This is a genomic window from Variovorax boronicumulans (assembly GCF_029892485.1).
GTDB classification, from domain to species: Bacteria; Pseudomonadota; Gammaproteobacteria; order Burkholderiales; family Burkholderiaceae_C; genus Variovorax; species Variovorax boronicumulans_B.
In genome coordinates this window covers 327,704-345,503 of record NZ_JARXVG010000004.1, presented here as the reverse complement: position 1 = coordinate 345,503, position 17,800 = coordinate 327,704, and the positions used below count along the sequence as shown (strand labels likewise).

Sequence of the window (17,800 nt, the reverse complement as noted above, 5' to 3'; positions counted from 1 at the left end):
CGGAAAAACCGGGGGCCCGGAACCACCCCAATGTGTAGGTACGACCCCACGGATCGCCGGCCGCCTAAAATTCGGGCATGAGCTTTTCCACCGTCTCCGCCCTTTCCCCCCTTGACGGCCGCTATGCGGCCAAACTCGCGGCGCTGCGTCCGCTGATGAGCGAACAGGGCTACATGCACCGGCGGGTGCAGGTCGAAGTGGCGTGGTTCATCGCGCTGTCCGACTGCGGCTTCGCCGAATTCAAGCCCCTCACCGGCGGCGCCCGCAAGTACCTGCTGGGCCTGGTGTCGCACTTCTCCGAGGCCGATGCGCTGGCCATCAAGGAGATCGAAAAAACCACCAACCACGACGTGAAGGCCGTCGAGTACTGGATCAAATCGAAGTTCGAAGCCCGGCCCGAGCTGCTCGCCGCCGCCGAGTTCGTGCACTTCGCCTGCACCAGCGAAGACATCAACAACACCAGCCACGCCCTGCAGATCCAGGCCGCGCGCGAGAAGGTGGTGCTCCCGGCCATCGACGGCCTGATCGCCAAGCTGCGCGAAATGGCGCACCAGTTCGCCGGCGTCTCGATGCTCTCGCGCACCCACGGCCAGACCGCCAGCCCCACGACAGTCGGCAAGGAAATCGCCAACGTGGCGGTGCGCCTGTCGAAGGCCCGCGCGCAGATCGCCTCGGTGCAACTTCTGGGCAAGATGAACGGTGCCGTCGGCAACTACAACGCCCACCTGGCCGCCTGGCCCGACTTCGACTGGGAAGCCTTCAGCCGCAAGGTCATCGAGACGCCTGCGCCGCTAGGCCTGGGCCTGAGCTTCCAGCCGTACAGCATCCAGATCGAGCCCCACGACTACATGGCGGAGCTCTTCGACGCGGTGGCGCGCACCAACACCATCCTCATCGACTTCTCGCGCGACGTCTGGGGCTATGTGAGCCTGGGCTACTTCAAGCAGCGCCTGAAGAAGGGCGAGATCGGTTCTTCGACGATGCCGCACAAGGTCAACCCGATCGACTTCGAGAACGCCGAAGGCAACCTGGGCCTGGCCAACGCGGTGCTGCGCCACCTGAGCGAGAAGCTGCCCATCAGCCGCTGGCAGCGCGACCTGACCGACAGCACGGTGCTGCGCAACATCGGCGTGGCCTTCGGCTATGCCACGCTGGCCTACGCGAGCCTGGCCACGGGCCTGGGCAAGCTCGAACTCAACGAAGAAGCGCTGGCCGAAGACCTCGACGCTTCGTGGGAAGTGCTGGCCGAGCCGATCCAGACCGTGATGCGCCGCTACGGCGTGCAGGGCGCCTACGAGCAGCTGAAGGAAGTGACGCGCGGCAAGACCGTCACGGCCGAGGCGCTGCACGGGCTGATCCGCTCACTGGCCATTCCGGAGGAGGAAAAAGCCCGCCTTCTGGCCATGACGCCTGCCAGCTACGTCGGCAAGGCCGCAGAGCTCGCCACTCGAATCTGAGGCTCTCCTGCAGCGATCCACCAACCGCCGGCGAGCGGTTGGCCGGACCCGCACACAAACCCGAAACCCCGAACTCCCAGCCAACGCGTCCTTTCACGGGCGTGCCAGCCGATAACCATGGCGGGACGCTCCGAAGTCCCCGTGATTCATGCAGCGCGCTCCGCTGCGACGTCTCTGGCTGAAGATCCATCGCTGGATCGGTCTCACCCTCGGGCCGGTCATCCCGGGCTACGCCACGCGAATAGACAACAACGGCGGCAAGTACGTGGGCCAGCCGCGCACGGTCTGCCTGCAGGCGTCGGCGGCGTCTGAGGCCCATGGAGCGCGGGCATACACTCGCGCACCCATGGCCCTCAAATCCACCATCTTCAAGGCCACCCTCGCGGTGGCCGACATCGACCACGGCTACTACGCCGACCATGCGCTGACTCTGGCGCGCCACCCGAGCGAAACCGACGAGCGGATGATGATCCGCCTCGTCGCGCTCGCGCTCAATGCGCACCAGCTGCAGGACATCTGCCAGGGCGACGGCACGCTGGCCTTTGGCGCGGGCCTGTCGAACGTCGAAGAGCCCGACGTGTGGCTGCGCGACTTCACGGGCGAGGTCAAGATCTGGGTCGAGGTCGGCCAGCCCGAGGACAAGCCCATCATCAAGGCCTGCGGCAAGGCGGACGAGGTGATCGTCTACTGCTTCAACCATGCGGCCGAGATCTGGTGGCGGGGCATCGAGAACAAGCTCACGCGGCCGCAGAACCTGAAGGTCTACCGCGTGCCGACCGAGGCCTCGCAGGCGCTGGCCGCACTCGCGCAGCGCAGCATGCAGCTGCAGGCGACGATCCAGGAGAACACTTTGACGCTGGGAGACGGCACGAACAGCATCGACGTCGAACTGCTGCGTTGGAAATGAGCGGCGCCTAGGCCGCCGGCATCATCTCGCCGCAGTGCCAGCACTGCTCGAAGCCGCCCTCGATCCGCTCGCCGCAGACGCATTGCCAGTTGCGCTGCGGCCGGTGCTGCACCGCGTGCAGCAATTCCTTCGCGCGCTCGAACTGGCTCTCGTCGTCGATCCAGATCTCGGGCAGGCACTGGTCCGGCGGCAGCTGGCCCATGACGGCGCCCAGGAACTCGCGCTGCACCGTGGCTTCGACACCGTCCTCGCGCAAGGCGTGCACCCACAGCGTCGCGATCGCAAGATTGGGCGCTTGGGCGAGGCGACGCATGCGGGGCCCCTTTTCAGGGTGTGTCGTCGGGGCCGAGCGGTTCGGCCGGATCGTCGGGCCATTGCGGCGGTTCCGCTTCGCGCGCCCGCTCGGCGTACCTGTTGAAGCGCCAAGCCGAGTCTTCCATGGTGATGCGGCGCCAGGTCACGCGCTTCTCGACCGGCGACATCGCGGGCCAGTGCTGCACCTCGTCGAAGCTGCGTCCGCAGCCCTTGCATTCGTCGTCGCCCTGGCTGGTGGAGCAGATCGCGATGCAGGGCGTGTCGGGGGTGCTGTGGTACCAGTCGAGCCACGCGGCCCAGGCCTTGGGCGGAAAGCCGACCTCGTCGACCTCGTCTTCGTGGTGGAACACCATGAGCGCGTAGACCTCGGCCAGCGCGCGCAATTCGGGCGCCAGCGTGATGCCGTCGGGCGAGGGACTTTTCGTGCGCCAGTGGTTGATGGCGGCCTCGATGTCGGTGATGTGAATGGCGGCCATGGACAGTGAAAAAACAGCGAGCGGCGATCATAGTCCGCCAATGTCCCGCAGCCTCGAAGGGACATGAACGCTATAGATCAGATAGCACGGCGGCCCCTGTTCATGCGCGCTGCCGGGCGGTTCTCTTTGAATGCCTGAAAACTTTCGATTGCCACGCCGCGACCTTAAATGCTTTAATCCCGCCCACGAAGGGGAGTAGCTCCCGACCGCCGTCCACAACGGCGGAAATCGACAGGTCGTCAATACGAAGCACAACACTTCCGGCCTTTCGGACAACGCATGCGCACTGGCGCAGACGCTGTTGAGCAAGACCTTCGATTTGAACCTGCGCAGGTTTGGTCGAAGCGTTCGCGAGTCCCCGGTGTCACCTGGCGTCTCCATGTCCTCGCTTTCGATCCACCCCGCACAGGATGAATCGAAACGCATCGGTATGCGCCTGCCCGTCGGGATCCAACAAGGAACGGCAGGAACGGCGCGAAGACAAAGAGGAATCTATGGAACTGTTCATGACCCCGGAGTTCTGGGTCGCTGTCGGTCAGATCATCATGATCGACATCCTGCTCGGTGGCGACAACGCCGTCGTCATCGCGCTGGCATGCCGCAAGCTGCCGCCGGCCCAACGCACCAAAGGCATCCTGTGGGGTACCGCGGGCGCCATCATCCTGCGCGTGATCCTGATCTTCTTCGCGCTCACGCTGCTGGCCATTCCGTTCCTGAAGCTGGTGGGAGCCATCCTGCTGGTGTGGATCGGCATCAAGCTGCTGGCGCCGGAGCATGACGACGCGCACGGCAACATCACCGGCAGCGACAAGCTGTGGGGCGCCGTCAAGACCGTGATCGTGGCCGACCTGGTGATGAGCGTGGACAACGTGATCGCCATCGCCGGCGCTGCGCAAGGCGCAGGCGAAGGCCACCAGATGCCGCTCGTGATCTTCGGCCTGCTGGTGAGCATTCCGATAATCGTCTGGGGCAGCCAGTTGGTCATCAAGCTGATGGACCGCTTCCCGCTGATCATCACGCTGGGCGGCATGCTGCTGGGCTGGATCGCCGGCACGATGGCCGTCTCGGACCCGGCCCTGGCGAATCCCGCCAACTGGACCTGGGTGCCGAAGGTGCCGCAGACCGACACGATCAAGTACGCAGCCGGCATCGGCGGTGCACTGCTGGTGCTCGCGGTCGGCAAGTGGGTGGCCATGCGCCAGGCACGCAACAAGCCGGCAACGGCTGTGACGACCGGCTGAGCGCTGGCATACCCCATTGAACGCCAGAAGCTTCGCTGAGAAACTTTCCTGTCCGAACCAGTCTCTGCCACTCTAACTATCCGAAGGAGCACTCGTGGAAAAGATCATTCTTTATGTCGACGACGCCGTGTATGCCAGCGAGCAGTTCGCCGAACTCGCACCGGACGCGAACAGCGTCGTGGCGCGCCATTGGGTGCTCGTGGCCTGCGCGCCGCGCATGACGCATCGCATCAGCAAGTGGGTGAGCCACAGCGCACGCGAGAACTGGCGCGCCAAATGGTTCAGCAAGGTGCAGGCGCAGATGCTGCCCCTGCTCGAGCGCAATGGCGGACAGGTGACGCCGGTGCTGGCCAAGGGCCCGCTCGCCGAGCTGACGCAGCAACTCAAGCGCGAGCACGGCGCCAGCCACGTGGTCGATGCACGCCGCCCGAAGATCGGCGTGGACCTGGAACCGGTCACCCCCGACCAGACCCCCGCCCACCAATCGGGCTGGGCTTTTCCCGGCGCGGTGATGGGCATGGGCGCTTTGCTGGTGCTGGCGAACGAACTCGCCGAGTAAGCAAGGCAAGGCGGACACTCCCCGACGAGCCCCGGCGCGGCAACGCTCCGGGGCTCGTCGTTTTTTGGGCTCTGGGGTATCCTGCGCCGCATGCGCATCATCAAATGGCTGCTCAGCGCTGTCGCGCTGCTGGCGGTGGCTTATCTCTACCCGGGGGTCCAGGTCGCGAGCTTCGGCTCCGCACTCATCGCGGCCGCGGTCATCGGCCTCCTCAACATGATCGTGCGGCCGGTGCTGGTGGTGCTGACGCTGCCGGTCACCATCGTCACCCTGGGGCTCTTCCTGTTCGTGATCAACGCGCTGCTGTTCTGGGCGGCTTCGGGGCTGCTCGGCGGCTTTCACGTCAACGGCTTCGTGGCCGCACTGATCGGCTCGCTGATCTACTCGCTGCTGGGCCTCGTCATCGAAGCCGCGCTGGGCGGGCTGCTCTCCAAGCGCTGAGCACGACAGCGCACGGTTACTTCAGCGGCGGCTCCTCGGCCTGCTGCTTCACCAGCACGTCGACCGCGCGTGCGCGGGTATCGATGATCGACGCCTCGTAGTGGTCGATCGACGCGCCCGACTTGCGCACCAGTTCCTGCGCCGCCCTGAAGCGATCGCGCGCGGCCGGGTAGTCGAGGATCGCCACGTTGGCTTCGGCATCGGCGCGCACCGCGCGCAGCGTGTCGTTCTGCGCGCCGTAGAGGTTGCCCAGCGTGCGCCACGCCGTGGCATCGCGTGGATTGGCCGCCACCCAGTCGCGCAGCACGGGAATCATGGGCGCGGGCTGGCGTGTTGCGGCCGCGGCTTCCGCGGCCAGGATCATCTCGGGACGCTCCTTCGACCTGGCATCGAGCAAAGCGGCCGCTTTTGCCGGGGCTCCTGCGGCCAGTTCGATCTCTGCGTCGAGCCAACGCGCCTGCTTCGCCGCGGCAGGGTCCTCTGCTGTGCGCGCGACGAGCCGCTCGGACAGCGCGCGGGCGGCCTTGTAGTCGCGCAGTTCCTTGGCCGCGAGCGCCGCCGCGTAGAGCGTGCCGGCCTGCTGGGCCGCTGAGCTTTTCGCGAACTCTCCGCTGCCGGCCGCCTGGATCCACAGCCGCAGCACATCGACGCCCGGCCGCGTCAGCACGCGGGCGCGCGAAGCGATCATCGCGTGGTCCATGGCGAGCGGCAGCGCGGGGGCGGTGTCCATGCGGAACTGGAAGCGCCCCTGCATGTCGGAGATGCGCTCGGTCGTGAGTGGATGGCTGCGCAGGTACGGATAAGAGCCGTTGTCGTTCAGGCGCGAGGCGTACTGCAGCTTCTCGAACATGGCGGCAGCGCCCTGCGGCGCAAAGCCCGCCTGCGTCATCACGCCGAAGCCGATGCGGTCGGCCTCGCGCTCCATGTCGCGCGAGAAGCTCAGCTGGTTCTGCATGAAGAGCGCCTGGCTGCCCATGATCACCGCCTGGCCGGCGTCGCCGTTGCGGCTCTTGCTGGCGGCAATCATCCCGAGGATGAGGCCCGCGATCATCAGCGGCATCTGCTTGCCCTGCTTGCTCATCATCCGCGAGATGTGGCGCTGCGTGACGTGCGAGAGCTCGTGCCCGAGCACCGTCGCCAGCTCGTCGCGGCTGCCGACTGCGGCCACCAACCCGAGGTTCAGGCCCAGATAACCGCCCGGCAGCGCGAAGGCATTGATGTTGCGGTCGCGGCCCAGGAGGATCGTCCAGGCGAAGCGCTCGTCGAGTTCGGGCGTGAGCTCGCCGCGCGCGCGGGCGGCAGCGAGCAGGCGCTGCCAGATCTCCTGGACGTAGGCGGCGATCACCGGATCGTCGATGTAATCGGTGTCGCGGTACAGCTCGCGGGCGATCTGGTCGCCGAGCGTGCGCTCGGCGCTGGCGGTCATTTCACCGCCGTCGCCCAGGCCGGGCAGGATCGACTGCATCTGCGCGCTGGCGGGTATCGGCAGCAGGGCCTGGGCCGCTATCAAAACAGAAGCGCAAAGTGCGCGCAGGGCGGGCGTTGCAGTGGTCTTTGGCTTAGCGAAGGGAGTCAAGCGCGGCATTCCTCGTCCATGGCTCGGGCTCGTATGATGCACCCTCGAAACGAACGTTCACTCATGCGCGCCGCCCCGGGCAAGCGCGCACCGCAGTGCGAAGCACGAAGGTATCCCCATGACCACACTCACCCATTTCGACGCCCAGGGCCAGGCCCACATGGTCGACGTGGCCGCCAAGGCGGCGACCCACCGCGTGGCGGTCGCCACCGGACGCATCGAGATGCAGGCGGCAACGCTGGCGTTGATCGAATCCGGAACGGCGAAGAAGGGCGACGTGCTGGGGGTCGCGCGGATCGCGGGGATCCAGGCGGCCAAGAAGACGAGCGACCTGATTCCGCTGTGCCATCCGCTCGCGCTGACGCGGGTGGCGATCGGGTTTGCGCTGGCGGAAGGTGGGAGCGCGCCGCAGGTGGCTTGCACGGCGACCGTCGAGACCGTCGGGCCGACCGGGGTGGAGATGGAGGCGCTGACGGCCGTTCAGGTGGCGCTACTCACGATCTACGACATGTGCAAGGCGGTGGACCGGGGGATGCGGATCACGGATGTGCATGTGTTGGAGAAGCATGGGGGGAAGTCGGGGAGTTGGGTGGCGGAGTGATCAGGCTCGCGCGCCGACAGCTGACTACGGTGCGGATGCATCGCCCTGCTTGTTGTCCAGCCATTGGGCGAACTCGGCCGGAAAAGCGATTCTGAAACGCTCGGCCTGGACACGGGCCTCGTCGTCGCGCCCCAGCAGTTCGGCGCTTTCGATCAACTTGATGACGACGCGTGGTTCAGGTGAGAAATGCAGCGTGCGCTCGGCAAGCTCGTGCATCCTGGCTGCATTCGCTGGCGTCACGGTCGTGAGCGTGAGCTCGGCGAAATCCACCTGGCGCGAGAAAAGCCATGAACCCTTGAGCTTTGCGAGCGTGTCGTCCTCATACGCCGCCAGACGCTGGTCGCGCGGCAGATAGATTTGGCTGATACGGATGTAGTCCCAGCTGACGTAGCCCAAACCAACCAGTAGGGCCACGGCCGCCAATGAAGGCGACACATGGACCCCGAGCCACCCGTGCCTCGCACCCTGAGGCAATGGGCGGTCGGCCACAGCGGCCGGCCACAGAATCCCGAGACACAGCCCGAAGACCAACTGGAACGGCCCGTACCAGAGCGGATATTCGAGCAGGCTGTGCAGTACGATCGCGCCCAACATGCCCCACGCCATCAGGCGGGTGGGATCGCGTTCACGCCAAGGCCGGGCGGCCATCACCATCCAGATGAAACCGCCACAGATCAGCACCGCCGCGGGAATGCCCAGTTCGACGGCCAGATGCAGGGGCAGGTTGTGGGCGTTGTCGAGAATCTCGGTAAACCGCGCGCCCTCATACGCCGTGGTGAAGTGCGCAAAGCTCAGTTCGCCCCAACCCCATCCCGCCCAGGGATGCTGGGCGATCAGGGTGAGCACGTTGTGCCAGAGGACGAGTCGGCTGTGGTCGTCGGGGGCGCCAGTTTGCAGACGCTCCAACATCCCTTCAACATGCGCGCCACCGACGAATTCAGGCAATGCCCACGCTGCGACGAAGTAGAGCGGGATCATGAGCAACAGGACGACGGGGGATGGCAGCCTGAAATGACAATCGGCAGCCCCGAAATCGGTTTTCCGGCGTTCCCGTCGGGCAATCAAGCTCGCCACGCCGACGATCGATAGCAATTGCAACAAACCCGTGCGCGAAGTCGACGCTGCGGCTCCGATTAGCAAACCCAGCGCCGCCGCGATCAAAGCGCGGCGAGTGCGCACCGAGGTCTGATTGGCATACAGCCACAGCGCAGCAACAAAAGCCATGCTGATCAGTGTCGCGAACTGGTTACGCTGACGCAGGTTGCCGTAGGCTTGGCCCAGCCCAGGTGAGGTGGTCCAAGGAACAAGGGAAGCGGTAAGGCCGTAGTACTGAAGCACTCCAAGAATGGCATTCACCAAACCTCCAGCCAAGAGCCCCCCCGCGAGCGCGGCCGGCATGAGTGAACTCCCTCGAACCATTCCCGTGCCGACGCATGCGGCCGCAGCTATGCCCGCCAAGACGGCATAGACAGCTATCCAGGACGAGCTTCCGCCGGAATTGAACAACGGCGGGCCTGCCAATACCGCCACCAGGGCAAGGCAGATCCAACGACGTGGACTTCCCATTGGACCAGCGACAAGCAAAGCCGACAAGCACGCCCACGTCGTGAGCAACTGCCAAACAGTGACGGATGGGCCACCTACCAAAGGGCAGAGAAACGGAAAGGCAATCAGAGCGACACGCCAAAAAGTGATCGCCTGGGCTGATGCAGAACTCAATGCCATCCCGCGGATTGTGCCGACCGGTCAAGCCGACGAATGGTCCTTGGCGACAGATGAGTGGTTTTGCACAAAAATACAATTAGAGACATTCTTCAACAACTGTTTCTGAATTGTTTTACCCATGTCGGCTGTCGCCGGAAAGGTTTTTTTGATCATGCGGCAAATAGCCTGGCGACGGGCCGCTAGTGGACGCTACGGCTCTGCCGGCTTCACACTTATCGAGCTGCTAGTCACCATCGCCGTGTTGGCCGTGCTGGTGGCCGTGGCACTACCGAACATGCGCGATTTCGTGGTGAGCAACCGACTCTCTTCGAACGTCAATGGTTTCGTAGGACTGGTCAATCTCGCTCGAAGCGAAGCCATCGTTCGAAATCAGGACGTGATCATCTGTCCAAAGCGAGCGGGCGCTATCGGCTGCCAGTCAGGCAGCGATTGGCAGACGTTCGAGTTGCAGGCTTTTGTGGACGTCAACGGAGATGGTGATCGCGACGCAGCCGACGTACCTTTGAAGATTCTTGCGGCCGTCGATTCGGGCACGGGCCAAGCCGCATTCGAATCTTCTGGCGGCAGCGTCATATTCGGTAGCGCGGGCTTCGCGCGCACCGCTCGCTCTTTCAAGATATACGCCCCGTCGACGGATGCCAATTACAAGGCCCGCTTCGGACGCACTGTGTGCATCAGCAAGGCTGGCCGTGTGCGCGTCACCGCCTATACGGCGACCAGTTGCCCCGACTTCTAGCAACGCATCAACCACGATGACCATGAGTACTCCAAACGGCTCTCGCTCTCAGGCGGGGGCGACCTTGATCGAGGCGCTTGTTTCCATTGTGATCATGTCGTTCGGCCTGATCGGCGTCGCTGGACTGCAACTCGCTTCCCTGACTTTTCAGAAATCCGCTTGGTCCACGCATCGCGTGGCCGAACTGACCGGAAACTTTGCCGAACGGGTTCGGGCCAACCCCAAGGCCGGAGAGACTGATTACCAGTACACATCCGCCTACGCCACGGGAAAAGCGGCAACGCTCCCCACGTTGGGTTGCCGCACTTCCGGAACATGTACGCCTGCACAAATTGCGGCCGACGACATTGCGGGGCTTCTTCAAAAAGCGCAGACCTCCCTACCCCAGGGATCGATGCAGGTCACCGGCACGAAATCAGGCGGCTTTGTCATCAACGTGATGTACTTCGACAAGGACTTCGTGCAATCGAACGGGGCGCCTGGCAGGTCTCAGGTCTGCAGCGCCAGCCTGACAGGTATGGATTGGCGCAACTGCTGCCCTACCGCCGAAGACGGCGTGCGCTGCCGTCGTTTCTCGATCACCCCTTGATCAGCGATTTGTTGACTCTATGAACACTCGACACCCACCGCGCGGCAAACGCCAAAACAGAGGCGTCACGCTGATCGAGCTGATGGTCGGTATTGCAATCGGCCTGATCGTCGTCGCGGCCGCCTCGGCCATCCATCTCTATTCGAAGCGGTCGTACAGTGCCGTGTCCGAGAACTCGCAGATGGAAGAGAACGGCCGCTTCGCTCTCGATCTCATCACCAAGTACATCCAGAGCGCCGGCTTCGTGATGATCGACCCTACTGCACCTGATGCCCAGATGCCGCTGGCAGACAAACTGGACGGATGCGCCTTCGGCTTCGTCAACGCCGCCGCCGCGACCTCGCTTGCAGACCTGGCTTGCCGGACAGCCGCACCTGCCGGCGTAATGCCATCAGCTTCGATCGTTACGCGCTACGAGACGGATGCATTCGCTTCCAGTGCAGGCAAACAGCAAGGATTCGGCTGCACCAATGAAGCTGCCGCAAGCAAGCAGAAATTCGGTGTTCAGAGCTACGAGGCTCGCGCCTATGTCTTCATTTCGACGATCAGCGTGCAGACGCCTGGCGGAACGAAATCGATGGGGCAACTGAGCTGCGTTTCCGACAGCACGCCCGTCGTGGATGGTGTGCGCGGCACGGCGTCCTTCCAGGTACAGCCCCTCGTACCCGGGATCGAACAATTGTCCGTCGGCTATGTGTCCTCGAAAGGCGCTCTGGTCGCCAAGCCGACGACAACCGCTGCATGGCAAGACATTGCCGCAATCGAACTGTGTGTTCTTGCCAGAACAATACAGACCGCTGGCAATGACTCGGGCACCCAGTACACAGACTGCTACGGCAACTCAATTTCATCGGCTCCTTCGGAGAGCTATCGAACGCTGCGCACGACGGTTGCGCTGAGAAATACCGCCTCGCTATGAACATGTCGCACAGCGCCCGCCGCTTTTCTGTCGCCTCGTTGCGTCGCCAGCGAGGGTTATCGCTTTTCATGGTGATGATCTTCCTTGTCATCCTCAGCATCCTTGGCGTCACAGCGATTCAGAGCTCGACGTTCTCGGCACTCATCGCCGGTAACGAGGCCGATCGCACCTTGGCATTTCAAGCGGCCGAGTCTGCGCTGCGTGATGCCGAGAAAGACATCGCCGGCGCATGCGCAGCTGCCAATTGCCGCACGACGCCCATTTCGCCGGAAACCGCCGACATCTTCACGGCGGCTTGCAACGACGGCCTTTGCTTGCCCAACGATACGGCGCCCGTATGGGAACAAAAGACAAACTGGTTGACCACTGCCGGCAGCGGCAAGGCGGTGGTTTACGGCACCTACACGGGCGCGGCTGCTTTGCCTGTCGTCTCGCAACAACCCCGATATCTCATCGAGTATTTCAAGCTCGGCGAGGCCTTTGTGTTCCGCGTATCCGCTGTCGGATATGGCGCCAAAGACAGCACCCAAGTCATGCTCCAAACTTCTGTGAAAGCGTTGAAATGATCTATTGCCACATTCAACGGCTCCACCGCATTTTCGCGGCGATCCTTCTCCTGGCGATTGCCGTGTTCGCAATGCCGGCGGCCGCGGTCAATTTCACGCCGCTCCCGCCCTATCTGACAGAGACCAAAGGATCGCCGATGGTGATGCTCAATCTGTCTCGAGACCATCAGCTCTTCTATAAGGCTTACAACGAGTTCTCCGATCTCGATGGCGACGGCGTGGTCGAGACGCAGTACAAGCATTCGTACAACTACTACGGGTACTTCGACAACCAGCGCTGCTACCTGTACTCCACCGCCAACAACCGCTATGAGTCTGCACGCAAAGTCGGCACCGACAGGTATTGCGGGCAAGCTGGGGAGTGGAGCGGCAACTTCCTGAACTGGGCGACCATGACGCGCATGGACGTGGTCCGTCGAATTCTCTACGGCGGCTATCGCAGCACCGACGGCAATGCGACCACGGGCACGACCGTGCTGGAACGCGCGCACCTGCCGACCGACGCACACGCATTCGCCAAGTACTACGCCGGCTCCGACATCGCGAAGCTGACCCCCTTCAACGAAGCCGAAATCACTATCTGCAACGCAACCTTCAGAAACGGCACGAACCAGTATTCACACAATGCGCCCGGCTTGCCTCTCATGCAGGTCGCCAGGGGCAACTACTCGCTGTGGAATGCAAACGAGCGGTGGCAGTGCTATTGGTCAGGTCCGGCGAAGACCGACACGCTGAACAACGCCAAAGACGGCATCGCCAACGGCAATCAAGCGGCAGTGACCGGCATCAATGCACAAGGTGGCAACCCCAGTCGCAATAATCAAGGACTCGGGACCGGCATCGAAAAGGGCACCTATGTCGTGCGCGTCGAGGTCTGCAACCCCGGCACGGGCGGCGCCGCATCGTTAACCACCGACGAGTCGAGTCGGTGCAAGCTCTATCCCTCCGGAAAGTACAAGCCGATCGGGCTTCTCCAAAAATATGGCGAGCGCAACGAAGCTGCATTTGGGTTGCTGACCGGCAGCTTCGACAAGAACATTTCGGGTGGGGTTCTACGCAAGAACATCTCGACATTCAGCAACGAAGTCGATCCCCTTACGGGCCAGTTCGTCACCTCGGCCACGGGCAACGGCATCGTGAAGAACCTGAACGCCATGAGGATCTACGGTTACGACTACAGCGACGGGACTTATACGGGGCTCGATCAGTGCAATTTCGAGACCATTGGCTTGACGGAGGGAAAGTGCACGAGCTGGGGTAACCCGATTGGCGAGATGTATCTCGAATCTCTTCGGTATCTCGCGGGCAAGACAACGCCGACGACTGCTTTCGCAACGCCGGATGCCAAAGGCCTGGCGCTGGGCATGACCGTTGAAACATGGATCGACCCTTTTAACGACACGACAGTGGCCACCTTTGGCGAACGCACGTGCAGGCGCTCCAGCATCATCAACTTCAATGCCAGCGTGACGTCGTACGATTCCGACCAGTGGACCAACGACATTGCCGGAATGGACGTAACCGCTCTCACCGATCGCATCGGCAGCGCGGAAGGCCTCTATGCCACGGGAACCAAGTGGACGATCGGCCGCACGGCTACCGACACCAATAATTTCTGCAGCGACAAGACACTCACCGCCCTGTCCGGCGCGGCGGGCATATGCCCCGAAGCGCCTACGGGCTACGGCGGCTTCAAGATTGCGGGGGCGGCGCTCTATGCTCACACGAACAGGATCAGAACGGATATCGCCGCACCTGCCAACAACACACGGGCGTTCAGGGTCAACACCTACGGCGTGGCCCTGGCCACCTCAACGCCCCGTATCAGCATTCCGGTTCCCGGCGCGGCGGGCAAGTTTGTTGTCATCCAGCCCGCTATGCGGCTTTTCAAGGAGACGGGCGGCGGCGGCGCGTTGGTGGATTTCCGAGTCGTGAATCAAACCGCGACCAGCGGCAAGTTCGTGGTCCAGTGGGAAGACTCGGAACAAGGCGGCGACTATGACCAGGATTTGTGGGGCACCCTGGAGTACACCGTCGATACTGCGAACAAGAGAATCAGCGTCACTACATTTGCGGCATCGCAGTCCACCGGTGGGGCGATTGGCTTCGGGTACGCCATCACCGGAACCGCCGGCAAGGACGGCGTACACATTCACTCGGGTATCAATAACGCGACGTTCACAGACCCTGTAAGCATTGGTGGCATCGTCACGCCGGCGACCAAGGTCAATGCCAGTGGCGGCTGCAACGCCTGCACGGTCGGAGACCCAAAAACCACGGCCGTCTACACCATGAGCGGCGTGTCTGGCGCTCAGTTGCGCGATCCACTCTGGTATGCCGCAAAGTACGGTGGCTTCGACACGGCACAAGTGCCGTCGTACAGTCCCGGAGCGGTGTTGCCGGCCGCCGCCTGGGATTCGAAGAAGACCGACGGCTCCCTCGGCGCCGACGGCGTGCCCGACAACTTCTTCTACGCGGTCGATCCAGGCGAACTCGAGCAGTCGCTCAACGATATCTTCGCAGCCGTGCTGACGGCCGGCGGCGCGGCGCCAACGGCCTCGGCCGCTTCGCGAACGCAAGCGGGGGGCTACATCTACGCGAGTACCAACAGCATCAAGCCCAAGGCCGTCGGCAGCGCCGTCGATGCGGACGGCAGCGGGCAGCTGCTGCGCTACAGCTTCAACACGGATGGCAGCCTGAAGGGCAACGAGGATTGGAGAGCAGGTGACTTCCTGAACGCGGACAGCGCCGGCACCGGTTGGCGCGACACGCGCAAGATCCTGTCCCTGTCGGATACCGCTCCGATCGCCTTTGCCTGGGATTCTCTGTCGAACAGGCAAAAAAATGCGTTGATGCAAAACCCGGCCAACCCATCCATCGACACCGCGGCAATCGGTGCCAACCGGTTGGCCTGGCTGCGAGGGGACAACAGCAACGAAACAGTCACGGGTATCAATGCTTTGCGTATCCGGCCTGGCAGCAAGCTGGGGGCCATCATCAGCTCCACGCCGTGGTACATCAGTGCGCCGGCGGCGGGCTATACGAACGCGCAGTACGGCGGCGGATATGGGGCGTTTCGCACAGGCATCAAGGCAGCGAACGGTGGCACTGACCGCGCCACGCTTTTTGTCGGCGCCAATGACGGCATGCTGCATGCCTTCGACGGGAACACCGGACACGAACTGTTCGCCTACGTGCCGCGTGCGATGTACACGACGGCCGGCGCGCCGCCCTACTCCAAGCTTTCAGCCATCTCCGCCAAGGACTTCAACTTGGGAGACAGTGCGAACAAGCTCACGGTGGACGGCAGCGTGATGACAGCGGACGTCAAGGTCGGCGGCACATGGTCGACCTACCTCTTCGGCGCCTTCGGACGAGGCGCGCGTGGCATCTACGCGTTGAACGTGACCAAGCCGAACACGGTGTCCGAAGCGTCTCCGGCAGACGTGGTGAAGTGGGAATTCACCGAAGCGGCCGACACCGACATGGGCTACATCACCGGAAGGACCAACACCCGTTCCAACGGCCAGCCCTTCCAGACCGGGTACATGGCCAACGGCAAATGGGCTGCCATCTACGGCAACGGCTACAACAGCACCAGTGGCAGAGCTGCACTGTTCATCGTATTTGCGGATGGCCCGACATCGCCCAGCTCGACCACCTGGACTCCAAACACCCAGTACGTCAAGATCCTCACGCCCCTGGTGGCAGGCGATGGCGCGGACAACGGAATGGCCTCGCCGACGGCGGTCGACACCAACAACGACGGTGTCATCGATCGTATTTATGCCGGCGATTTGAAGGGCAACGTCTGGAAATTCGATGTTTCGAATCCAAACCCAGCCGAATGGAAGATTGCCAATACCCTGAACGGAACCGCGGTGCCTCTTTTCAAGGCGACGACGGTTGTTGCGTCGGGCACTACGTCGACCACGGTTCCGCAGCCGATTACCACACCCATCGTGCCGTTCGCGCACCCGCTGGGCGGCTATCAACTGTTCTTTGCCACGGGCAAAGCGCTGGAGAGCAACGATTACCCGATGTCGGTAGTGCGTACCAACACCATGTACGGCATCTACGACAAGCCCGGCACGACGTCGACGCTGACAACAGGCAAGACACATCTGGTCCAGCAGACCGTCACTTTCGCCGACGGCTACAGGTTCATCACGAACAATGCTGTCGACTACAACGGTGCCGATCTGGGTTGGTATGCCGATCTCCCAGTCAGTTCGGAAGGCGTCGTCTTCAATCCGTTTTTCGAGGATTCGGCTCGCGTGAACGTACGTTCTCTGGCACCTGCGGCGACCTCCGACGGCTGCCGTTTCGATGGAACTTCATTCGATATGACACTCAACCCCATAACGGGCACAGCCATCGTCGGTGCTTTCCCCAATTCCACCGTCGTGACCAATGGCGCGATCGGCGTGAGCAATCTGAACTACTTCGAAGGCACGGGTGGCGGCAAGCTCCCGGTGCCGGCATCCCAGGTACCCGCCGACCCCGGCAACGGCGGGACGGACCCTTCAGCAACGCCTTTGATGTGCCAAGGACAGTGCGTGTTCCGTACCAATATTGCGGGAGGCGACGGAAAACCGAAGATTCTGCAGACCTGCGGCGCTTGCAATAGCGGTCGTTTGACCTGGCGCGAAATCTTTAGAAACCGTTGAGATCGCCATGATTAAAAGTATGAAAAAACCCTCGGTGCGACCTCGCGGTTTTACGCTGATCGAATTGATGATCACGGTGGCTGTGATTGCCCTCCTCGCTGCAATCGCGCTGCCTTCTTACGGGGAATACGTTCGCCGATCACAGCGCGCGGAAGCTCGCGTTGAAATACTCAGGGCGGAAGGCTGGCTGGAGCGTTTTTATACCGAGAACAACCGCTATGCCAACAACGCTGCCAACAACGCGAACACGACGGCTGCCTCTATGTTCACGCAGGTGCCGAATACGGGTTCGGCGCGCTACAACATCGTGTTCACAGTGACGGCGACCACGTACCTCGTTGAGGCCGTACCGACGGGATCGTTAAGCGGAGACGTCTGCGGGACATATCAGAAAACCAATATCGCCGCATTGACATCCACAGCTAACAATCCCGCCAAGTGCATGAAGTAAACGTTGTTGCCAAACGCTGGATTGCTGCAATGATCACAGTGCAGAAAGTTTTTCTTTAACTGCATTTCTAAGTTGTTCGTCAAATATGAAGAAAAGATAGAGGCTGCCAAGCCGGTCAGCCTTCTTCGGAACTTTTTGAACGAATGCTCAGGAAGTTATCTTGAGTAGGTGCAAAGATTCGAGTGCATATGGTGCACCGAATCGAATTGGTGCCGGCAAACCGTGGCGACCATCACTCTCTTCGTGGAATTAGAGATTAACCATGAAGCTTGGGTGATTTGGCGAAGCTAGCTCTTCACGTCGCGCGATGACCGCATAAAGCACCGCGCGCCAATTGGCATGCCTTGTATACAGTGATCAATATCCACTTCTGCGTGGTTTACAAGGATGTTGGCCAGCGTAGCTCACCATGCCTATACTTTCCCGTTAACGGCGCTATGACAATACCTTTGACGCCCATGTTTAATAGGTGACGGCCGACGGCAATTCGATGCAGATCACACCCTCTTGCCATACTGCTGAGCTACGCGCACATTAAGCACGTCTGCACTGACCTGCAAGCTCAGAATTA

16 protein-coding genes are annotated in these 17,800 nt (G+C 62.3%); 12 read left to right on the top strand and 4 right to left on the bottom strand.

Going from position 1 to position 17,800, the window contains the following annotated elements; translation table 11 throughout:
* Nucleotides 1-77 precede the first annotated feature (77 nt).
* Both purB and M2282_RS12085 read left to right on the top strand, forming a co-directional pair.
* Nucleotides 78-1,457: an adenylosuccinate lyase gene (purB, locus tag M2282_RS12090; protein ID WP_280809025.1), complete on the top strand. Its 1,380-nt coding sequence runs from the start codon at nt 78-80 to the stop codon at nt 1,455-1,457.
* A gap of 346 nt (nt 1,458-1,803) precedes the next feature.
* Nucleotides 1,804-2,364: a YaeQ family protein gene (locus tag M2282_RS12085; protein WP_013544235.1), complete on the top strand. Its 561-nt coding sequence runs from the start codon at nt 1,804-1,806 to the stop codon at nt 2,362-2,364.
* Nucleotides 2,365-2,371: 7 nt separating this feature from the next.
* On the opposite strand, the gene M2282_RS12080 is transcribed toward M2282_RS12085, so the two are convergent.
* Both M2282_RS12080 and M2282_RS12075 read right to left on the bottom strand, forming a co-directional pair.
* Entirely contained in the window at nt 2,372-2,677 is a 306-nt protein-coding gene (locus tag M2282_RS12080; RefSeq protein WP_280809024.1) for a putative signal transducing protein, read from the bottom strand.
* Between the two features lie 13 nt (nt 2,678-2,690).
* Entirely contained in the window at nt 2,691-3,155 is a 465-nt protein-coding gene (locus M2282_RS12075) for a DUF3717 domain-containing protein (protein WP_280809023.1), read from the bottom strand.
* 494 nt (nt 3,156-3,649) lie between these two features.
* Here M2282_RS12075 and M2282_RS12070 point away from each other — a divergent pair, with 494 nt between their 5' ends.
* From M2282_RS12070 to M2282_RS12060, 3 genes are all read left to right on the top strand, one after another.
* Nucleotides 3,650-4,396: a TerC family protein gene (locus M2282_RS12070; protein WP_280809022.1), complete on the top strand. Its 747-nt coding sequence runs from the start codon at nt 3,650-3,652 to the stop codon at nt 4,394-4,396.
* Nucleotides 4,397-4,490: 94 nt separating this feature from the next.
* Entirely contained in the window at nt 4,491-4,955 is a 465-nt protein-coding gene (locus M2282_RS12065; RefSeq protein ID WP_280809021.1) for a hypothetical protein, read from the top strand.
* Nucleotides 4,956-5,045: 90 nt separating this feature from the next.
* Nucleotides 5,046-5,396 (top strand): phage holin family protein, encoded by a 351-nt coding sequence (locus M2282_RS12060; protein ID WP_280809020.1) that lies wholly within the window; start codon nt 5,046-5,048, stop codon nt 5,394-5,396.
* Between the two features lie 16 nt (nt 5,397-5,412).
* On the opposite strand, the gene M2282_RS12055 is transcribed toward M2282_RS12060, so the two are convergent.
* Complete coding sequence (locus M2282_RS12055; RefSeq protein WP_280809019.1) at nt 5,413-6,981, bottom strand: M48 family metalloprotease; 1,569 nt, start codon at nt 6,979-6,981, stop codon at nt 5,413-5,415.
* A gap of 109 nt (nt 6,982-7,090) precedes the next feature.
* Between M2282_RS12055 and moaC the strand changes: the two genes are divergently transcribed.
* Entirely contained in the window at nt 7,091-7,573 is a 483-nt protein-coding gene (gene moaC / locus M2282_RS12050) for a cyclic pyranopterin monophosphate synthase MoaC (RefSeq protein ID WP_280809018.1), read from the top strand.
* A 24-nt stretch (nt 7,574-7,597) separates the two neighbouring features.
* Here the strand turns inward: moaC and M2282_RS12045 are convergent, their stop codons facing one another.
* Nucleotides 7,598-8,971, bottom strand: coding sequence for a PglL family O-oligosaccharyltransferase (locus M2282_RS12045; protein ID WP_280809017.1), 1,374 nt, complete (start codon nt 8,969-8,971; stop codon nt 7,598-7,600).
* Between the two features lie 445 nt (nt 8,972-9,416).
* On the opposite strand from M2282_RS12045, the gene M2282_RS12040 reads away from it, so the two are divergent.
* From M2282_RS12040 to M2282_RS12015, 6 genes are read left to right on the top strand one after another with little or no spacing between them, the layout of a single operon-like run.
* A complete protein-coding gene (locus tag M2282_RS12040) occupies nt 9,417-10,034 on the top strand; it encodes a GspH/FimT family pseudopilin (RefSeq protein ID WP_280809016.1) in 618 nt (205 codons plus the stop codon).
* Nucleotides 10,035-10,056: 22 nt separating this feature from the next.
* Nucleotides 10,057-10,623 carry a type IV pilus modification protein PilV gene (gene pilV, locus M2282_RS12035; protein WP_280809015.1) on the top strand — a complete coding sequence of 189 codons (567 nt, stop codon included), beginning with the start codon at nt 10,057-10,059 and terminating at the stop codon, nt 10,621-10,623.
* Nucleotides 10,624-10,642: 19 nt separating this feature from the next.
* A complete protein-coding gene (locus M2282_RS12030; protein ID WP_280809014.1) occupies nt 10,643-11,542 on the top strand; it encodes a PilW family protein in 900 nt (299 codons plus the stop codon).
* Nucleotides 11,539-12,108 (top strand): pilus assembly PilX family protein, encoded by a 570-nt coding sequence (locus tag M2282_RS12025; RefSeq protein ID WP_280809013.1) that lies wholly within the window; start codon nt 11,539-11,541, stop codon nt 12,106-12,108. The genes M2282_RS12030 and M2282_RS12025 overlap by 4 nt, the downstream gene beginning before the upstream one ends.
* Entirely contained in the window at nt 12,105-16,778 is a 4,674-nt protein-coding gene (locus M2282_RS12020; protein WP_280809012.1) for a pilus assembly protein, read from the top strand. The genes M2282_RS12025 and M2282_RS12020 overlap by 4 nt, the downstream gene beginning before the upstream one ends.
* Before the next feature lie 19 nt (nt 16,779-16,797).
* Complete coding sequence (locus M2282_RS12015) at nt 16,798-17,229, top strand: type IV pilin protein (RefSeq protein WP_280809011.1); 432 nt, start codon at nt 16,798-16,800, stop codon at nt 17,227-17,229.
* The last annotated feature ends 571 nt before the right edge of the window (nt 17,230-17,800 follow it).

What these genes read in the sequence shown, in the direction of transcription:
- purB (WP_280809025.1), top strand. Translation starts at nt 78, where the DNA reads ATGAGCTTTTCCACCGTCTCCGCCCTTTCCCCCCTTGACGGCCGCTAT.
- M2282_RS12085 (WP_013544235.1), top strand. Translation starts at nt 1,804, where the DNA reads ATGGCCCTCAAATCCACCATCTTCAAGGCCACCCTCGCGGTGGCCGAC.
- M2282_RS12080 (WP_280809024.1), bottom strand. Translation starts at nt 2,677, where the DNA reads ATGCGTCGCCTCGCCCAAGCGCCCAATCTTGCGATCGCGACGCTGTGG.
- M2282_RS12075 (WP_280809023.1), bottom strand. Translation starts at nt 3,155, where the DNA reads ATGGCCGCCATTCACATCACCGACATCGAGGCCGCCATCAACCACTGG.
- M2282_RS12070 (WP_280809022.1), top strand. Translation starts at nt 3,650, where the DNA reads ATGGAACTGTTCATGACCCCGGAGTTCTGGGTCGCTGTCGGTCAGATC.
- M2282_RS12060 (WP_280809020.1), top strand. Translation starts at nt 5,046, where the DNA reads ATGCGCATCATCAAATGGCTGCTCAGCGCTGTCGCGCTGCTGGCGGTG.
- M2282_RS12055 (WP_280809019.1), bottom strand. Translation starts at nt 6,981, where the DNA reads ATGCCGCGCTTGACTCCCTTCGCTAAGCCAAAGACCACTGCAACGCCC.
- moaC (WP_280809018.1), top strand. Translation starts at nt 7,091, where the DNA reads ATGACCACACTCACCCATTTCGACGCCCAGGGCCAGGCCCACATGGTC.
- M2282_RS12045 (WP_280809017.1), bottom strand. Translation starts at nt 8,971, where the DNA reads ATGCCGGCCGCGCTCGCGGGGGGGCTCTTGGCTGGAGGTTTGGTGAAT.
- M2282_RS12040 (WP_280809016.1), top strand. Translation starts at nt 9,417, where the DNA reads ATGTCGGCTGTCGCCGGAAAGGTTTTTTTGATCATGCGGCAAATAGCC.
- pilV (WP_280809015.1), top strand. Translation starts at nt 10,057, where the DNA reads ATGAGTACTCCAAACGGCTCTCGCTCTCAGGCGGGGGCGACCTTGATC.
- M2282_RS12030 (WP_280809014.1), top strand. Translation starts at nt 10,643, where the DNA reads ATGAACACTCGACACCCACCGCGCGGCAAACGCCAAAACAGAGGCGTC.
- M2282_RS12025 (WP_280809013.1), top strand. Translation starts at nt 11,539, where the DNA reads ATGAACATGTCGCACAGCGCCCGCCGCTTTTCTGTCGCCTCGTTGCGT.
- M2282_RS12020 (WP_280809012.1), top strand. Translation starts at nt 12,105, where the DNA reads ATGATCTATTGCCACATTCAACGGCTCCACCGCATTTTCGCGGCGATC.
- M2282_RS12015 (WP_280809011.1), top strand. Translation starts at nt 16,798, where the DNA reads ATGAAAAAACCCTCGGTGCGACCTCGCGGTTTTACGCTGATCGAATTG.